Here is a 17,267-nt window from a genome sequence, read left to right as displayed (position 1 = left end):
CAGGGTCTTCAATGAAAAGAGCCGGCGCTCGTGGCGCCGCTCAGGTACGCCGGGTCACGCGTCGGACCAGGCGGTCGCCCGTGATTTGCACGGCCGAAACGAGTGCGATCAGGATCACGATCACGGTCACCATCACGGTGGTGTCGAAGCGCTGGTAGCCGTAGCGGATCGCGAGATCGCCGAGCCCGCCCGCGCCGACGGCGCCGGCCATCGCGGTCGAGCCGATCAGCGCGACGACGGTGATCGTGAAGCCGCCGAGCATGCCGGGCAGCGCTTCCGGCAGCAGCACGTGCCACACGATGTGGCGACGTTTCGCGCCCATCGCGAGCGCGGCCTCGATCAGCCCGCGATCGACTTCGCGCAGGCTCACCTCGGCAATCCGCGCGAAGAACGGAATCGCGGCGATCGACAGCGGCACGACGGCCGCCCACACGCCGATGGTCGTGCCGATCAGCACGCGCGTGAACGGCAGCAGCGCGACGAGCAGGATGATGAACGGCGTCGAGCGGAACACGTTGACGAGCGCGCCGAGCACCGCGTTCACGCCGCGCCGCGCGTAGATGCCGCCCGACGCGGTCGTCACGAGGATCACCGCGAGCGGGATGCCGATCAGCGCGGCGATCGCGGCCGACGCGGCGACCATCGACAGCGTGTCGCGGATCGCGTCGAGCAGTTCGGGCCACCAGAGTTCAAACATAGCCGAGCACCTCCGCGTGGTTCGCATGGCGGCGTGCGCGTTCGAGCAGTGCCGCGACCGCGCCGCCGCGTGCCGGCGACTGCCCCGCGTCATCCGCGCGCGGCGATGCCGCGATCACGAGACGCCCCTGCGCATGGCCCTGGATCCGCTCGATCCCGCCATGCAGAAAGCGCACCGAACCACCGAGCGCCGCCGCGAGCGCGCCGACGTCCGGCTCGCCGTCGCTCTCGCCCGTATAGCGAACGTCGAGCACCACCTGCGCGCCGTCGGGCAGCGCGGCCTGCTCGGGCAACGGCCGCACGCGCGCGGCCAGTTCGGCCGGCAGGTCGTGCACGAGCGTGCTGAGCAGCGCCCGCGTCGCGCCGTGGCGCGGATCGCCGAACACGCGCCACACCGGGCCCGTTTCGACGACCTCGCCCTGCTCGATCACCGCGACCGTGTCGCAGACCGCGCGGATCACTTCCATCTCGTGCGTGATCAGCACGATCGTCAACCCGAGGCGGCGGTTGATGTCGGCGAGCAGCGAGAGGATCGATTGCGTCGTCTCGGGATCGAGCGCCGACGTCGCCTCGTCGCACAGCAGCACCTCGGGGTCGTGCACCAGCGCCCGCGCGATGCCGACGCGCTGCTTCTGGCCGCCCGACAGGCTCGCCGGATACGCGTCGCGCTTCGCGGCGAGCCCGACGAGGTCGAGCAGCGCCTCGGCCTTGCGCGTGCGCTCTGCCTTCGGCACGCCGGCGATCTTCAGCGGCAGCGCGACGTTCTCGAACACCGTCTTCGCCGACAGCAGGTTGAAATGCTGGAACACCATGCCGGTGCGACGCCGCAGCGCGACGAGCCCGTCCTCGTCGAGCGCGCCGACGTCGACGCCCTGCACGCGCACGCTGCCCGAACTCGGCCGCTCGAGGCCGTTCACGAGCCGCAGCAGCGTCGACTTGCCGGCGCCGCTGCGGCCGATGATCCCGAACACCTCGCCGCGCCGCACGTCGAGCGTCACGTCGCGCAGCGCCGCGGCCTGGCCGCGCGGCGTCGAGAACACCTTGCCGACGTGCGCGAGCGACACGGCGGCGCCGTCGGCGCGTGCGGCCGCTTCGTCAAGCGCCCCTTGTGCGTGCGCGCCTGCGCCGGCCCGCGCGGCCGAAGCCTCGATGAAACCCAGCGTATCGAACAATTGCGTCATCGCTTCGCTCCGTCACGTTCATGCATGCGCGGGATGCGCGGGTTCCGTCGCCGGCGCGGTGGTGGGCCGGTGCTGCGCGCCGGTGTGCCACGCAGGCAGCCGTGCGCCGGCGCCGAACAGCTTCTCGCGCAGCGTCGGCGCGGGATCGTAGTCTTCCTTGTAGACGCCGCGGTTCTGCAGTTCCGGCACGACCCAGTCGACGAAATCCTCGAACGACTCGGGCATCACGGTGCGCGTCAGATTGAAACCGTCGATGCCCGTCTCGTCGATCCACGACTGCAGTTCGTCCGCGACCTGCGACGGCGAACCGACGATCGGCGCATAGCGGCCGCCCAGCGACATCTGTTCGAGCATCCTGCGCACGGTCCACGTGCCGGTCGTGCTCTTGCGCGAGATCGCGTCGACGGCCGACTGGATCGAGTCGGTCTTCACGTACGAGATCGGCTCGTCGAGGCCGTACTTCGCGAAGTCGATGCCGGTCGAGCTCGCGAAATGCGCGAGGCCGGCTTCCGGGCTCGCGTAGCGCCGGTATTCGTCGAACTTCTCGCGCGCGAGACGTTCGGTCTCGGCGGTCACGACGCTCACGCCGGCGAAAATCCGGATCGATGCCGGGTCGCGCCCCTGCCGTGCGGCGGCCGCGCGAATGTCGAGCACGGCCGCGCGCGCGGCGGCCTTGCTCTGCCCGTTCACGAACACGCATTCCGCATGCCGCCCCGCGAATTCGACGCCGCGCGCCGACGAACCGGCCTGGTACAGCACCGGCGTGCGCTGCAGCGACGGCTCGCTCAGGTGGATCGCGTCGACCGAATAGAACGGCCCGTCGTGCTTCACGCGCCGCACCTTGCCCGGCTGCGCGAACACGCGCGCGTGCGCATCGCGGATCACCGCGTCGTCGTCCCAGCTCTGTTCCCACAGCTTGTAGACGACGTCCATGTAATCGTCCGCGCGTTCGTAGCGGTCGTCGTGGCCGATCTGCTGCGCGAGGCCCATCCCGCGCGCGGCGCTGTCGAGATAGCCGGTCACGATGTTCCAGCCGACGCGCCCCTTCGTCAGGTGGTCGAGCGTCGACATGCGGCGCGCGAACAGGTAAGGCGGCTCGTAGGTCAGGTTCGCGGTCACGCCGAAGCCGAGATGTTGCGTGACCTGCGCCATCGCGGGCACGAGCAGCAGCGGATCGTTGACGGGCACCTGGACCGATTCGCGCAGCGCGGCGTCCGGGCCGCCGCCGAACACGTCGTACACGCCGACGATGTCCGCGAGAAAGATCCCGTCGAACTTGCCGCGTTCGAGCGTCCGCGCGAGATCGGCCCAGTAGTCGAGATCGGTGTAGTGCGCGGAGCGGTCGCGCGGATGCGTCCACAGCCCGTGGTTGATGTGCCCGACGCAGTTCATGTTGAACGCGTTGAGCAGGATCTTCTTGCGGTTCGCCGTCGTCATGTCGCCTCCGTCACCACGCGATCGCGTACAGCGAGCCGAACGCGTTGTCGAGCGCCCGGCGCACCGCCGGCGAGTGCTGGTAGATCGCGATGAACTTGCGGATGCGCGCATCGTTCACGCTCTCCGGCCGCACGACCCACTGGATCGCGAAGTTCTTGTTCTCGGTGCCGTCGAACAGCAGCGCGCTGTTCGGGTCGGTCGTGCCGGCGAGCTTGATGAAGCTCGGGTAGCCCTGCGCGAGATCGACGTCGTCGAGCGAGCGCGCGAGCTGCGACGCTTCGAGCGGGATGATCTTCAGGTGTTTCGGATTCGACACGATGTCGTGCGTCGTCGCGCGGTAGTCGGCGCCCGGCTTCAGCGTGATGAGGCCCGCGCGCTGCAGCAGCAACAGCCCGCGCCCGCCGTTTACCGGATCGTTCGCGATCGCGACGCGCGCGCCGTCCTTCAGCTCGTCGAAGCGCTTCACCTTCTTCGAATAGAGACCGATCTTCATGATCGTGCCGGGCGCGATCGATACGAAGTTGTAGCCGCCCTGCTTCTTCGCGTTCTCGAGAAACGGGATGTGCTGGAAGTAATTGACGTCGATGTCCTTGTTCGCGAGCGCCGCGTTCGGCGTATTCCAGTCGGTGAACTCGACGATCCGCACGTCGAGGCCCTGCTCCTTCGCCTCCTTCGCGGCGATCTTCAGCGCATCGATCTGCGGGCTCGTCGAGATGCCGACCTTCAACGGCGCGGTATCGGCACGCGCGCCGTTCAGCATCACGACGCCGAGCAGCGCGGCGGCCAGCAGGCGGGTCACGCGGCCGGGGGAAAAACGGGTGGAAAAAACGGCATGCAGCATGGGAACCACTCTCCTGTCCAAAGACGGTATCGACGGATGAGCGACGCCGCGGCGAACGCGCGGGCGTTCTCCGGACGGTCGTCGTCGCATCGGAAAAGGATCAGCCGATGATAGAGAGCGTCGGGAAGGCGGTCTACGAAGCGATTGTGCGAAGAAAATCGCGTGCGGCGATATGGCGCGCAATCCGCCGCGCTGGCGGGCGCCCGGATGGCCAGTTGGCCGAAATCTCGGCCTGGCCGGCGGGCGAATTCCGAAATCTCGGCCAGCCTGCGGCTGAATCCTTTCCGCAGACGAAACAAATTCCTTATGAATCAATGCATTGCAAATATTTCGGCAGGCCGGATTTCTGGCACGGGGGTTGCGTAATAGAAGGCACACGATGCCGCGAAGCCATGCAGGCATTCCAACATCAGGAGACACGTCTTGCAGACCTCAATCCCTACCCCCACCCGTGCCGAGCCGATTGCCGAAGCCGGTCCCGCCGCGCGCGAGCGCTTCTGGCCTGAAGGCTGGTGGAAGCTGATGGAAATCCGCATCGGCATCATCCCGCTGCCGGTCTACGTGATCCTGTTCGGGCTGATCGTCGGCTTCGCGGTGACGGGCAAGGTGCCCGGCGAGATCTCGATGGCGATCGCCGTGCTCGCGTTCTTCGGCTTCACCTGCGCGGAACTCGGCAAGCGCCTGCCGCTCTTGCGCAACATCGGCGCGGCCGCGATCTTCGCGACCTTCGTGCCGTCGGCGCTCACCTATTACCACGTGCTGCCGAAGCCGGTGCTGAACCTCACCGTCGAGTTCACGAAGTCGACGAACTTCCTGTACCTGTTCATCGCGTCGATCATCGTCGGCAGCATCCTGAGCATGGACCGGCGCGTGCTGATCCAAGGCTTCGTGAAGATCTTCATTCCGCTCGCCGCCGGTTCGGTCGCGGCCGCGATCGTCGGCACGGCGGTCGGCACCGCGCTCGGCCTCGGCGCGCGCCACACGCTGCTGTACATCGTCGTGCCGATCATGGCGGGCGGCGTCGGCGAAGGCGCGATTCCGCTGTCGATCGGCTATTCGGAACTGATGCACCTGCCGCAGGGCGAGATGTTCGCGATGGTGCTGCCGCCGGTGATGCTCGGCAGCCTGACCGCGATCATCCTGTCGGGCGCGCTCGACATGCTCGGCAAGCGCCTGCCGCACCTGACCGGCAACGGCCGCCTGCAGGTCGGCGAAAGCGGCGACATGACGCCGGAAAGCGAGGAAATCCGCGGCCACGTCGACGTCACGCACATCGCGGGCGCCGGCATCACGGCGATCACGCTGTACCTCGTCGGCCTGATGGCGCACAAGCTGTTCGGCCTGCCCGCGCCGGTCGCGATGCTGTTCCTCGCGGTGCTGGTGAAGCTCGCGCGCGCGGTGTCGCCGCCGCTGCAGGAAGGCGCGTTCGTCGTCTACAAGTTCTTCTCGACCGCCGTGACGTATCCGCTGCTGTTCGCGATCGGCGTCGCGATGACGCCGTGGGACAAGCTGACCGCCGCCTTCACGATCGTCAACGTCGTCACGATCGTGTCGACCGTCGCGACGCTGATGGGCACCGGTTTCGTGGTCGGCCGCCTGCTGAAGATGTACCCTATCGACACCGCAATCGTGAACGCCTGCCACAGCGGGCAAGGCGGCACCGGCGACGTCGCGATCCTGACCGCCGCGAACCGGATGCAGCTGATGCCGTTCGCGCAGATCGCGACGCGCATCGGCGGCGCGATCGTCGTCACGGTGACGCTGATCCTGGTCGCGCACTTCGGATGACGCGCCGCTGCGCGCACCGTCGCGCAGGCTGCTTCGCACGCGCCGCCGCCGGCCCTGCCGGCGCGCGGCGCGCGTCGTTCGGGGCGTCGCTCCGAGGGCCGGTTGCGGACGACCGGTTGCGGGCTTCGATGAGGGCGAACGTGCAGAAGAGCTTCAAGGGAATCCCGTGGTGGGGGTGGGCGTCGGCCGCCGTGCTGTATGTCGGCGTGGCGGGCGCGGCCGTCGATTTCGCGTGGGAACGCGCGATCGACGCGCTCGAGGAAACCGGCGCGCATCGGCTCGACCTGTACGCGTCGAGCCTGAAGAGCGAACTCGGCCGCTTCGAGATCCTGCCCGGCCTGGTCGCCCGCCAGGACGGCGTGCGCACGCTGCTGCGCGCCGCGCCGCAAGACCGGCCCGCGCTCACGCACACCGTGAACACGTATCTCGAAGCCGTGAACCGCGACGCGGGCAGCGGTGCCGTCGACGTGATCGACCTGCAGGGCGAAGTGATCGCCGCCAGCAACTGGAACGAGACGATCAGCTTCGTCGGCACGAATGTGTCGTACCGGCCGTACTTCAAGGATGCCCTGGCACACGGCAGCGGCCGCTTCTTCGGGATCGGCACCAACACCGGCGTGCCGGGCGTCTACTTCGCGAGCGCGGTGCGCGACGACGGCGTGCCGATCGGCGCGACTGCCGTGAAGATCAGCGTCGACCCGCTCGAATCCGCATGGCGCGCGCCGGGGGTCGCCGCGATGGTGGTCGACGGCAACGGCGTGGTCGTGATCTCGACCGAGCCGGCGTGGAAATTCACCGCGCTGCGCCCGATCACCGCGCAGCAGCAGCGCGACATCCAGGCGTCGCGGCAATACGCGGGTCGCACGGTCGACGTGCTGCCGTATCGCCACATCGGCGACCGCAGCGCCGCCGCATGGTTCGGCACGTTCCCGGATCCGCGTCACGCCGGCCGCAGCACACGCTATCTCGTGATGTCGCGGCCCGCGCCGCAGGCCGGCGACTCGCTGATGGTGCTGCTCGACATCGCCGGCGCGCGGCGCCAGCAGCAAACCGCGTTCGTGTTCGTCACCGGCGCGTTCCTGATCGCCGCGCTGCTGGTCGGCTACGCGATCCAGCGCCGCCGGGCGATCGTCGCGCGGCTGAACGCGCAGGACGCGCTGCGCCGCGCGAACGACCGGCTCGAACTGACCGTCGCGCAGCGCACGGCCGCGCTGACGGCCGCGAACGAGCGCATGCAGCGCGAGATCGTCGAACGCGAACGCACCGAGCAGCGGCTGCGCGATTCGCAGCAGGAAGTCGTGCACGCGGGCAAGCTCGCGGTGCTCGGGCAGATGGCCGCGGGCCTCACGCACGAGCTGAACCAGCCGCTCGTCGCGATCCGCACGCTGTGCGACAACGCACGCACGTTCTTCGAGCGCGGCCAGCCGGCGCCGGCATACGCCAATCTCGAACGGATCGGCAAGCTGGTCGACGGCATGGCCGTGCTCACCGGCGAGCTGAAGACCTTCGCGCGCAAGCCCGATGTCGAGCGCGTCGCCGTGTCGCTGAACGAGGCCGTCGCGCACGCGCGGCTCATCTACGATGCGCGGATCCGCGACGAAGGCGTGCAGCTCGACGTGAACATCGCGCCCGGCACGACGGTATCCGCGGAATCGAGCCAGTTGCAACAGGTGATCGTGAACCTGCTCGGCAACGCGCTCGACGCGGTGCATGACGCGCCCGTGCGGCGCATCGTCATCGAAGCCGACGATGCGGATGCAGCCGGCCGCGTGCGCCTCACCGTCGCCGACAGCGGCGCCGGCATCGCGCCGGAGGTGCTGCCGCACCTGTTCGAGCCGTTCGTCACCACCAAGCCGCGCGGCCAGGGCCTCGGGCTCGGCCTCGCGATCACGTCGCGCATCGTCGAGGCGTTCGGCGCGAAGATCGCCGCGACGAACCGCGACGCCGGCGGCGCGCAGTTCACCATCGAATTCGCGGCGGTCACGCCGCAACAAAGGACAGAGCATGGAAGATGAGATTCGCGTGCTGGTCGTCGAGGACGATGAAAACGTCCGGATCGGCGTCGAGCAGGCCGTCGCGCTCGCGGGGTTCCCGGTCGACGCGTTCGCGTCGGCCGCCGACGCGCTCGCGCACGTCGCGCCCGGCGCGCCCGTCGTGATCGTGTCGGACGTGCGGATGCCGGGCATCGACGGGCTGCAGCTGCTCGAACGCGTGATGGCCGTCGATACGCAGATTCCGGTCGTGCTGATCAGCGGCCACGCCGACATTTCGACGGCCGTCGGCGCGATGCAGGACGGCGCATACGACTTCATCGAGAAGCCGTTCTCGTCGGACGTGATCGCCGGCCGCGTCGCGCGCGCGGTCGAGAAGCGCAGGCTCACGCTCGAGGTGCAGGGGCTGCGCGCGGCGCTCAACAACTGGCAGGGCATCGAGGCGTTCGTGCTCGGCAAGTCGCCCGCGATGGCCGAGGTGCGCAAGAAGATCCTGCGCCTCGCCGATACGTCGGTGTCGGTGCTCATCACCGGCGAGACGGGCACCGGCAAGGAACTGATCGCGCGCAGCCTGCACGACTTCGGCGGCCGGCGCGATGCGCATTTCGTCGCGCTGAATTGCGGCGGCCTGCCCGAGCAGGTGTTCGAGAGCGAGCTGTTCGGCCACGAGGCCGGCGCATTCACCGGCGCGATCAAGAAGCGCATCGGCAAGATCGAATGGGCGCACGGCGGCACGCTGTTCCTCGACGAGATCGAGACGATGCCGATTCCGCTGCAGATCAAGATGCTGCGCGTGCTGCAGGAACGCGTGGTGGAGCGGCTCGGCGCGAACGAGCTGATTCCGGTCGATTGCCGCGTCGTCGCCGCGTCGAAGGCCGATCTCGCCGAACTCGCGGCCGACGGGCGCTTCCGCGCGGACTTGCTGTATCGGCTCAACGTCGCGCAGATCGAGCTGCCGCCGCTGCGCGAGCGGCGCGAGGACGTGCCGCTGCTGTTCGAGCATTTCGTGCTCGCAGCCGCGCGGCGCTTCGGGCAGCCGGCGCCGGTCGTCACCGCTGCGCAGGTATCCGAACTGATGACCCATGCATGGCCCGGCAACGTGCGCGAACTGCAGAACGTGGCCGATCGCTTCGTGCTCGGGCTGACCGGCGACAGCCTGCTGTCGTCCGGCGGTGCGCCCGTCGCGGGCGACACGCTCGCGGAGCAGCTCGCATATTTCGAGCGGATGCTGATCGAGGACGCGCTGCAGCGTCACAACGGCAACGTGGCGGATGCGAGCGTCGCGCTCGGCATGCCGAAGAAGACGCTTTATCACAAGCTGCGCAACCTGCGGATTCCCGCGCGCGGCGACGCGGCGGCCGACGGCGGCGAATGACGCGAAAGGATACGCACGGCATGGATCGCATCGACATCACCGCACGCGGCCGCATCGACGGCCACCTGATCCGCGGTGTCACCCGCGCACACAAGACGTTCCGCCCGAGCGACTGGCCCGAACGACTCGCGGGCGTCATCACGCTGTTCGTCGGCGAGCGGCGGCCCGGCTATCCGTGCGCGCTGTCGCGGCTTGCGATGCCGGTCGTCGACGGCGGCGTCAAATGCCTGTTCGTGTCGGACGAATTGCGCGACGTATGCGCCGACGCGTTCGACTTCGCGATGCAGTTCGCCGCCGACAACGATCTTCCCGTCGAGCTTCAGACCGCGCCCGCGCTGGTGGTGCGGTAATGCGCGGGCCGCGTTCGGCGGCCTTCGCCGCGCTTTCATCCGCGCAATCAATCATCAGATGATTGAAAGCTTCGCCACATCCCCACGCTGCGACAAGGGTTTTCAGCCGAACCATCAATAAAATTGATCGTGACGATGAAAATTATGCGTTTTCCTTGCAGCTTGCCGTGAGGCATAGTTGCGACGTGATGACGCACCCATTGAGTTTTCAGTCATGAACATGCGAATCGAGCCGTCGGTGCTCGCGAACCCGGACCTGCAATTTGCGACGCTTTCGTCGGGCATCAGCCTGCCGTATGTCGAGCGGGGGAGCGGCGCGCCGATGGTGTTCGTGCACGGATCGTTGTGCGACTACCGTTACTGGGAGCCGCAACTCGCGTCGCTGTCGGCGCACTACCGCTGCATCGCTCCTAGCCTGAGCCACTACTGGCCGGCCGTCGAAGCCGGCATCCAGGACGAATTCAGCTGGCAGAACCATGTCGACGAACTCGCCGAATTCATCGACGCACTCGATCTCGGCCCCGTGCATCTCGTCGGCCACTCGCGTGGCGGCAGCGTCGCGTTCAACGTCGCCCGCCAGCATCCGCAACTCGTCGACACGCTGACGCTCGCCGATCCGGGCGGCCCGCTGCAGCAGCCGGGCGTGCGCGAAGCCGCGTTGCCGGCCGCCGCGATCGCACTGCGCACGAAGGCCGTGAACCTGATCGGGGAAGGCGAAGTGGAAGCCGGCCTCGAGATGTTCGTCGATTCGGTGAGCCTGCCCGGCGCCTGGAAGAAGAGCACGTCGCGCTTTCGCACGATGGCGATCGACAACGCGAGCACGCTGCCGAAGCAGCTTCAGGATCCGCTGCCCGCGTATTCGCAGCACTCGGCGTCGGACATCGCGTGCCGCACGCTGCTGATCGACGGCCAGCGCAGCCCGAAGATGTTCCGCAACAACGTCGACACGCTGTCGCAATGGATCGGCGATGCGCAACGGCAGACCGTCGCCGGTGCGTCGCACGGGATGAACGCGGCGAGCCCCGCAGTGTTCAACCGTTACGTGCACGAGTTCGTCGCCGCGTAACGCTCGCGGGCGGCATTCGCGCCGCCCGTTGCTTACTCCCCTTTCTCATTCGAAGCGCTGCGATGCGGGTTGCCTGCATCGCAGCGCTTCGTTCGCGTTCGCGTCACATGATCGGTTCGGGCTTGCGCGTCACCGCATCCGGCAACCCGAACACGCTGTCGAACGACCAGTTGTACGCGAACGTGAAGATCGGGAAGAACACGATCAGCACTGCGTCGTACAGGAACGCCTGCACCAGCGACACGTGGAGCCACCACGCGATCAGCGGGATCAGGAACGTCACGAGCGCGACCTGAAAACCGATCGCATGCACGACGCGCCGCGCGACGGTGCGCGTCGTTTCCGCGCGGCGCCGCTCCCACGCCTCGAACCCGAGGTTGTACAGAAAATTGACGATGACGCCCGTCGTCGAGATCATCACGCCGAGCAGGCCGCTCGTCGTCGCGCTCGCGCCGCTCAGCATGCCGAGCACCGACGATGCGACGAGGATGCCGAGCACTTCGAACATCACGACGTAGACTATGCGTCTCTTCCATCCTTGCATGACTCACCACCTTCATATCGAACGAGGTGGCGAGACTACAGCGGGCACTTCGCCCGCAAAAGTCAGGTCCTTTCAATTTTTCTGACAGGAGGCCGCCGATGCTGACCAGCGACCACATCGACATGCTGCTGACCGTCATCGACAAAGGCTCGTTCTCGGCGGCCGCGCGCGCGCTCGGCCGCACGCCGTCGGCGGTCAGCATGGCGATCGCGAACCTCGAGGCCGAGCTGGACCTCGTGCTGTTCGATCGCGGCACGCGCGAGCCCACGCCGACCGCCGCGATGGCCGCGCTGCTGCCCGATGCGCGGTCGATCGCCGAACGGTTGCAGGCGTTGCGCGCGCATGCGCAGCACTTGTCGGAAGGCGTCGAGGACACGCTGCGGCTCGGCCTCGCGGCGGAGCTCGACGGCGCGCCCGTTGCGCGCGCACTGACCGCCGTCGCCGCGAAATATCCGGCGCTCGCGATCAGCATCGTCACCGCGCCGCAGGACGCGATCGTCGACGCATTGCATCGCGGCGCGATCGATCTCTGCGTCGCGTACGGCGGGCTCGATCTTCATCCGCAGGAGCAGATCCACGCGCTGTGGACCGAGACGCTGATCGCCGTCGCCGCGCCCGGTCATCCGTCGATTGCCGAAGCCGCGCATCCCGAGGCGATCGAACGGCTGTCGGGGTTTCGGCAGATCGTTATCGCGGACCCAGAACGGCCGCTCACCGACGTGCGTCCCGTGATCGGCAACCGCACGTGGAAGGTGACCGACATGGCCACCGCGATCGCGCTCGTGAAGGCCGGACACGGCTGGGCGAACCTGCCCGAATCGCTGATCGGCCGGTATGTCGAAGACGGCGAACTGGCGCCGCTCGTGTTCGCAAACATCCGCAACGGGCTGCCGCTGCCCGTGTACCTGCGCCGGCCGAAGTACACGGGGCTCGGCAAGGCGGCCAGCGAACTGGTGCGGGCGCTGCGGGCGGAAAGCGACAGCAGGTAAGCGGTGCGGCGGCGAATGCCGCCGCAGCGTTGGTCAACGCCCGACGGCTCGACCGTTAGTTGCAGTTGCTTCGCGTCTTCCGGCAATCCCCCAATCCGACGTGGGACCTGCAACCGGAGCGACGCACCTGCGGCACCGCGACAAAAGGCCAACAAAAAAACCCGATCCGCGTTACCACGGATCGGGTTCTTCGATCGACCGCCCGTTACGGCAGCCCGTCGCCGGCCGGCATATCAACGCACGGCGACTTCCTGCTTGCCCGTCGCCGCATCGCCGACCGCCGTCGTCGCCGCGCCCCACCCGCCGCCCAGCGCGCGGATCAGGTTGACGGTCGACACGGCCTGCGCACCGGTCAGCTGGTTCGCCTGCAATTGCGACTGCAGCACCGACCGCTCGCTGTCGATCACGTCGAGATAGGCGACCTCACCTTCCTGATACTGCGTACGCGACAGCGTCGCCGCACGGCGCGACGCATTGACGGCCGCATCCTGCGCGCGAATCTGGTCGTCGAGCAGACGCAGATCGGCGAGATTGTCCTCGACCTCGCGGAACGCGACGAGCACCTGCTGCCGGTAGTTCGCGACCTGCTCGTCATACTGCGCGCGCGCCTGCTGCACGCCGGCCGCACGGCGCCCGCCGTCGAACAGCGGCAGCGTCAGCGCGGTGCCGGCGAACGGCCCGAGCAGGAACGTGCGGCTCGACCACAGGAACAGGTTGCCGAGCGTCGACGCTTCATAACCGAACGCACCCGTGATATCGAGCTTCGGGAAATACGCCGACTTCGCGAGGCCGATCCGCGCGTTCGCGGCCGCCATCGCGCGCTCGGCCGCCGACACGTCCGGGCGGCGTTCGAGCAGCGCGGACGGCAGGCCGGCGGGCACCTTCACCGCGACCGGCACGATCGGCGTCTCCTTGAACGCGAAGTCCGCGGGCGCCTTGCCGAGCAGGATCGCGAGCGCATGCTCGGACGCCGCGCGCCGGCGCGCGACGCCGACCGCATCGGCCTGCGCGGTCGCCAGTTCGTTCTTCGCGCGCGACACGTCGAGCTCGCTGATGTCGCCCTCGTTGAAGCGGCGCTGCACGAGCTTGAGCGCCTGGTCGCGCAGTTCGACCGTGCGACGGTACAGGTCCTGATCCGAGTCGAGCTGGCGCAGTTCGAAGTAGTTCTGCGCGACGTCCGCCTGCAGCGCGAGCTGCACCGAACGGAACAGCGCTTCGCTCTGCGCCTGGTCGGCGCGCGACGCCTCGACGTTGCGGCTCACGCGGCCGAACAGGTCTGCCTCGTACGACACCGTGCCCTGCGCGCGCCACAGCGTCGCCGTGGTCGGGCCCGTGCCCTGCGGCTGGAACTGCGACGCCGACGACAGCCCTTCGCGCGTCGGCCCGAATCCGGCGCCGACCTGCGGGAACCACTGCGAGCGCGCGGTGCGGGTCGCCGCACGCGCTTCCTCGACGCGCGCCGCCGCGGCCTTCAGGTTCTGGTTCGCGGCGAGCGCCTGCGATTCGAGCGAGTCGAGCACCGGATCGCCGAACACCTTCCACCATTCGCCGCGATGCTCGCCGTCCGCCGGTTCGGCGGTCTTCCACGTGCCGGCCTGTTCGCCGGCCGCGAGCGTCGGCGCTTCCTTGAACGCCGCGGGCGTCGACACGTCCGGGCGCTTGTAGTCGGGCCCCACCGCGCACGCGGCGAGCAGCGTCGCGAGCAAGGTGCTCGCGGCCGCCACCTTCGCGAAGCGCATCAGGCCATTCGAGTTGTGCATGTTGTCCATCTTTTTATCCTCAAGCATCCGAAGCCGGCACGCCTTGGCCCGGCACGCCATAGCCGGCGGAGTCCTTGCCGGCGACGTGGATCTTGCCGCCCGCCAGCGTGCGCAGCACGACGTAGAACACCGGCGTCAACATCAGCCCGAACAGCGTCACGCCGAGCATCCCGAAGAACACCGCGATACCCATCGCATGTCGCATCTCGGAGCCCGCGCCCGTCGACATGACGAGCGGCACGACGCCCATGATGAACGCGATCGACGTCATCAGGATCGGGCGCAGCCGCAGCCGGCTCGCCTCGATCGCGGCCTCGAGCGGCGTCCTGCCGTCGTGCTCCAGTTCGCGTGCGAATTCGACGATCAGGATCGCGTTCTTCGCCGACAACCCCACCAGCACCATCAAGCCGATCTGCGTGAAGATGTTGTTGTCGCCCTGCGTGAGCCACACGCCCGTCAGCGCCGACAGAATGCTCATCGGCACGATCAGGATCACCGCGAGCGGCAGCGTCAGGCTTTCATACAGCGCGGCGAGCACGAGGAACACGAGCAGCACGCTGATCGGGAACACCCACATCGCCGAATCGCCCGCGAGGATCTGCTGGTACGTGAGGTCGGTCCATTCGAACCGCACGCCGCGCGGCAGCGTTTCATGCGCGATGCGCTCGATCGCGGCCTGTGCCTGGCCCGACGAGAAGCCCGGCGCCGGGCCGCCGTTGATGTCGGCCGCCGTATAGCCGTTGTAGCGCACGACCATTTCCGGGCCGAACGTCGGCGTTACCGTGACGAGCGACGACAGCGGCACCATCTCGCCACGGTCGTTGCGCGTCTTCAGCTGCAGGATGTCGTCCGCGCGCTGACGGAACGGCGCATCGGCCTGCACGCGCACCTGGTACACGCGTCCGAAGCGGTTGAAGTCGTTCACGTACAGCGAGCCGAGATACACCTGCATCGTGTTGAATACGTCGGTGACCGGCACGCCGAGCTGCTTCGCCTTCACGCGGTCGAGATCGACGTTGAGCTGCGGCACATTGATCTGGTAGCTCGTGAACAACGGGCCGAGTTCCGGCGCCTGCTGCGCGCGCTTGATGAAGTCGTTGGTTGCATCCGACAGCTTCGCGTAGCCGACCGCACCGCGATCCTCGATCTGCATCTTGAACCCGCCGAGCGTGCCGAGGCCGAGCACCGGCGGCGGCGGAAACACCGCGACGAACGAGTCCTTGATCGCGCCGTACTGCTGGTTCAGCGCACCGGCGATCGCACCGGCCGACAGCGCCTTGCCGTGCCGCTCCGAGAACGGCTTGAGCGTGACGAACACGATGCCCGCGCTCGAGCTGTTGGTGAAGCCGTTCACCGACAGCCCCGGGAACGCGACCGCGCTTTCGACGCCCGGCTGCTTCAGCGCGATCGAGCCCATGTCGCGAATCACCTTCTCGGTGCGATCGAGCGACGCGCCGTTCGGCAACTGCGCGAACGCGATCAGGTATTCCTTGTCCTGCGCGGGCACGAAGCCGCCCGGCACGATCTTCGACACGAGCACGGTCGCGCCGACCAGCACGAGGTACACGCCGAGCATCAGCGTCTTGCGCGACAGCACGCCGCGCACGCCGCGGCCGTAGTTCTCCGCGCCGCGATGGAACACCTTGTTGAAGCGCCTGAAGAAGCCGCCGAGCACGCGGTTCATCGCGCGCGTGAGCCAGTCCTCCTTGTCGCCGTGGCCCTTCAGCAGGATCGCGGACAGCGCCGGCGACAGCGTCAGCGAGTTGAACGCCGAGATCACCGTCGAGATCGCGATCGTCATCGCGAACTGCTTGTAGAACTGGCCGGTCAGGCCCGACATGAACGCGAGCGGCACGAACACGGCGACGAGCGTCAGCGCGATCGCGATGATCGGCCCGCTCACTTCCTGCATCGCCTTGTAGGTCGCCTGCCGCGCGTTCATCCCGCTTTCGATGTTGCGCTCGACGTTCTCGACGACCACGATCGCATCGTCGACCACGATACCGATCGCGAGCACCATCCCGAACAGCGACAGCGCGTTGATCGAATAACCGAAGCCGAGCAGCAGCGAGAACGTGCCGATGATCGACACCGGCACCGCGATCAGCGGAATCAGCGATGCGCGCCAGGTCTGCAGGAACACGATCACGACGATCACGACCAGCGCGATCGCTTCGAGCAGCGTGTGCACCACGGCCTTGATCGACGAGCGCACGAACTGCGTCGGGTCATAGACGATCTTGTAGTCGACGCCGGCCGGCATGTCCTGCTTCAGCTCGGCCATCGTCTTGCGCACTTCGTCGGAGATCTGCAGCGAGTTCGCGCCCGGCGACTGGTTGATCGCCATCGCGACGGCGGGCTTGTTGTCGAGCAGCGAGCGCAGCCCGTATTCGGACGCATCCAGTTCGATGCGCGCGATGTCGCGCAGGTGCGTGACGCCGCCGTCCGGCGTCGTCTTCACGACGATGTCGCCGAACTCGTCTTCCGTCTGCAGACGGCCGCGCGCGTTCACCGACAACTGCAGCGGCGTGCCGGGCAGCGACGGCGACGCGCCGATCACGCCGGCCGCGACCTGCACGTTCTGCTCGCGGATCGCCTGCACGACGTCCTCGGCGGACAGCCCGCGCTGCGCGACCTTCTGCGGATCGAGCCACACGCGCATCGCATAGTCGCCCGAGCCCCACAGCTGCACCTGACCGACGCCCTGGATCCGCGACAGGCGATCCTTCACGTTGATCAGCGCGTAGTTGCGCAGGTAGGTCATGTCGTAGCGGTTGTCCGGCGAGATCAGGTGGACCACCATCGTCAGCGTCGGCGAGCTCTTCACCGTGGTGATGCCGAGCCGCTGCACGTCTTCCGGCAAACGCGGCAGCGCCTGGTTCACGCGGTTCTGCACGAGCTGCGTGGCCTTGTCCGGATCGGTGCCCAGCTTGAACGTGACGGTGATCGTCATGTTGCCGTCGCTGTTCGCCTGCGACTGCATGTAGAGCATGTCCTCGACGCCGTTGATCTGCTCCTCGAGCGGCGACGCGACCGTCTCGGCGATCACTTTCGGGTTGGCGCCGGGGTACTGCGCCTTCACGATCACGGAAGGCGGCACGACTTCCGGATACTCCGAAATCGGCAGCAGGAACATCGCGATCACCCCGCCGAGCAGGATGATCACCGATAGGACTCCTGCAAAGATCGGCCGGTCGATAAAGAATTTTGAAATGTTCATGTCTGGCTCTGTCTGGTTGAACGCGTAAA

At 67.7% G+C, this 17,267-nt stretch carries 13 protein-coding genes; 6 read left to right on the top strand and 7 right to left on the bottom strand.

The features are described 5' to 3' along the window. Positions 1-40 precede the first annotated feature (40 nt). From HWX22_RS05105 to HWX22_RS05090, 4 genes are read right to left on the bottom strand one after another with little or no spacing between them, the layout of a single operon-like run. On the bottom strand, positions 41-697 hold the full coding sequence (locus HWX22_RS05105; protein ID WP_175908501.1) for a methionine ABC transporter permease: 657 nt from the start codon (positions 695-697) through the stop codon (positions 41-43). Beyond that, positions 690-1,877, bottom strand: a complete 1,188-nt coding sequence (locus tag HWX22_RS05100) for an ATP-binding cassette domain-containing protein (protein WP_175908502.1) — start codon at positions 1,875-1,877, stop codon at positions 690-692. Before HWX22_RS05100 ends, HWX22_RS05105 begins: the two co-directional genes overlap by 8 nt. Before the next feature lie 18 nt (positions 1,878-1,895). Then, positions 1,896-3,314 carry an LLM class flavin-dependent oxidoreductase gene (locus HWX22_RS05095; RefSeq protein WP_175915147.1) on the bottom strand — a complete coding sequence of 473 codons (1,419 nt, stop codon included), beginning with the start codon at positions 3,312-3,314 and terminating at the stop codon, positions 1,896-1,898. A gap of 10 nt (positions 3,315-3,324) precedes the next feature. After that, a complete protein-coding gene (locus HWX22_RS05090; protein ID WP_059814903.1) occupies positions 3,325-4,155 on the bottom strand; it encodes a MetQ/NlpA family ABC transporter substrate-binding protein in 831 nt (276 codons plus the stop codon). A gap of 423 nt (positions 4,156-4,578) precedes the next feature. Here HWX22_RS05090 and HWX22_RS05085 point away from each other — a divergent pair, with 423 nt between their 5' ends. The 5 genes from HWX22_RS05085 (at position 4,579) to HWX22_RS05065 (ending at position 10,725) form a co-directional block, all read left to right on the top strand. Continuing rightward, positions 4,579-5,943: a 2-hydroxycarboxylate transporter family protein gene (locus HWX22_RS05085; protein ID WP_059528443.1), complete on the top strand. Its 1,365-nt coding sequence runs from the start codon at positions 4,579-4,581 to the stop codon at positions 5,941-5,943. A gap of 128 nt (positions 5,944-6,071) precedes the next feature. Then, entirely contained in the window at positions 6,072-7,958 is a 1,887-nt protein-coding gene (locus tag HWX22_RS05080) for an ATP-binding protein (protein ID WP_059692307.1), read from the top strand. Beyond that, positions 7,948-9,309, top strand: a complete 1,362-nt coding sequence (locus HWX22_RS05075) for a sigma-54 dependent transcriptional regulator (protein WP_175908505.1) — start codon at positions 7,948-7,950, stop codon at positions 9,307-9,309. The genes HWX22_RS05080 and HWX22_RS05075 overlap by 11 nt, the downstream gene beginning before the upstream one ends. 20 nt (positions 9,310-9,329) lie before the next feature. Then, entirely contained in the window at positions 9,330-9,659 is a 330-nt protein-coding gene (locus tag HWX22_RS05070; protein ID WP_175908506.1) for a DUF3579 domain-containing protein, read from the top strand. 214 nt (positions 9,660-9,873) lie between these two features. Next, the gene (locus HWX22_RS05065; protein WP_059814915.1) at positions 9,874-10,725 is read left to right on the top strand and encodes an alpha/beta hydrolase; all 852 of its coding nucleotides are present in this window, start codon (positions 9,874-9,876) and stop codon (positions 10,723-10,725) included. A 103-nt stretch (positions 10,726-10,828) separates the two neighbouring features. On the opposite strand, the gene HWX22_RS05060 is transcribed toward HWX22_RS05065, so the two are convergent. After that, entirely contained in the window at positions 10,829-11,269 is a 441-nt protein-coding gene (locus tag HWX22_RS05060) for a PACE efflux transporter (RefSeq protein ID WP_175915146.1), read from the bottom strand. 98 nt (positions 11,270-11,367) lie between these two features. Between HWX22_RS05060 and HWX22_RS05055 the strand changes: the two genes are divergently transcribed. Further along, positions 11,368-12,258 carry a LysR family transcriptional regulator gene (locus tag HWX22_RS05055; protein WP_059814918.1) on the top strand — a complete coding sequence of 297 codons (891 nt, stop codon included), beginning with the start codon at positions 11,368-11,370 and terminating at the stop codon, positions 12,256-12,258. A gap of 233 nt (positions 12,259-12,491) precedes the next feature. Here HWX22_RS05055 and opcM read toward each other — a convergent pair whose 3' ends face one another. Continuing rightward, positions 12,492-14,027 (bottom strand): multidrug efflux transporter outer membrane subunit OpcM, encoded by a 1,536-nt coding sequence (opcM, locus tag HWX22_RS05050; RefSeq protein WP_175908507.1) that lies wholly within the window; start codon positions 14,025-14,027, stop codon positions 12,492-12,494. A gap of 10 nt (positions 14,028-14,037) precedes the next feature. Next, the gene (gene ceoB / locus HWX22_RS05045; RefSeq protein ID WP_059528481.1) at positions 14,038-17,238 is read right to left on the bottom strand and encodes a multidrug efflux RND transporter permease subunit CeoB; all 3,201 of its coding nucleotides are present in this window, start codon (positions 17,236-17,238) and stop codon (positions 14,038-14,040) included. Positions 17,239-17,267: the final 29 nt, after the last annotated feature.

Source organism: Burkholderia sp. BCC1638 (genome assembly GCF_902833195.1).
Taxonomy (GTDB): Bacteria; Pseudomonadota; Gammaproteobacteria; order Burkholderiales; family Burkholderiaceae; genus Burkholderia; species Burkholderia diffusa.
This window is presented reverse-complemented; position numbering and strand designations above follow the sequence as displayed.

Bases quoted from the DNA above. Each gene is read 5' to 3' on its own strand.
- HWX22_RS05105 (WP_175908501.1), bottom strand. From the start codon at position 697: ATGTTTGAACTCTGGTGGCCCGAACTGCTCGACGCGATCCGCGACACG.
- HWX22_RS05100 (WP_175908502.1), bottom strand. From the start codon at position 1,877: ATGACGCAATTGTTCGATACGCTGGGTTTCATCGAGGCTTCGGCCGCG.
- HWX22_RS05095 (WP_175915147.1), bottom strand. From the start codon at position 3,314: ATGACGACGGCGAACCGCAAGAAGATCCTGCTCAACGCGTTCAACATG.
- HWX22_RS05090 (WP_059814903.1), bottom strand. From the start codon at position 4,155: ATGCTGCATGCCGTTTTTTCCACCCGTTTTTCCCCCGGCCGCGTGACC.
- HWX22_RS05080 (WP_059692307.1), top strand. From the start codon at position 6,072: ATGAGGGCGAACGTGCAGAAGAGCTTCAAGGGAATCCCGTGGTGGGGG.
- HWX22_RS05075 (WP_175908505.1), top strand. From the start codon at position 7,948: ATGGAAGATGAGATTCGCGTGCTGGTCGTCGAGGACGATGAAAACGTC.
- HWX22_RS05070 (WP_175908506.1), top strand. From the start codon at position 9,330: ATGGATCGCATCGACATCACCGCACGCGGCCGCATCGACGGCCACCTG.
- HWX22_RS05065 (WP_059814915.1), top strand. From the start codon at position 9,874: ATGAACATGCGAATCGAGCCGTCGGTGCTCGCGAACCCGGACCTGCAA.
- HWX22_RS05060 (WP_175915146.1), bottom strand. From the start codon at position 11,269: ATGCAAGGATGGAAGAGACGCATAGTCTACGTCGTGATGTTCGAAGTG.
- HWX22_RS05055 (WP_059814918.1), top strand. From the start codon at position 11,368: ATGCTGACCAGCGACCACATCGACATGCTGCTGACCGTCATCGACAAA.
- opcM (WP_175908507.1), bottom strand. From the start codon at position 14,027: ATGGACAACATGCACAACTCGAATGGCCTGATGCGCTTCGCGAAGGTG.
- ceoB (WP_059528481.1), bottom strand. From the start codon at position 17,238: ATGAACATTTCAAAATTCTTTATCGACCGGCCGATCTTTGCAGGAGTC.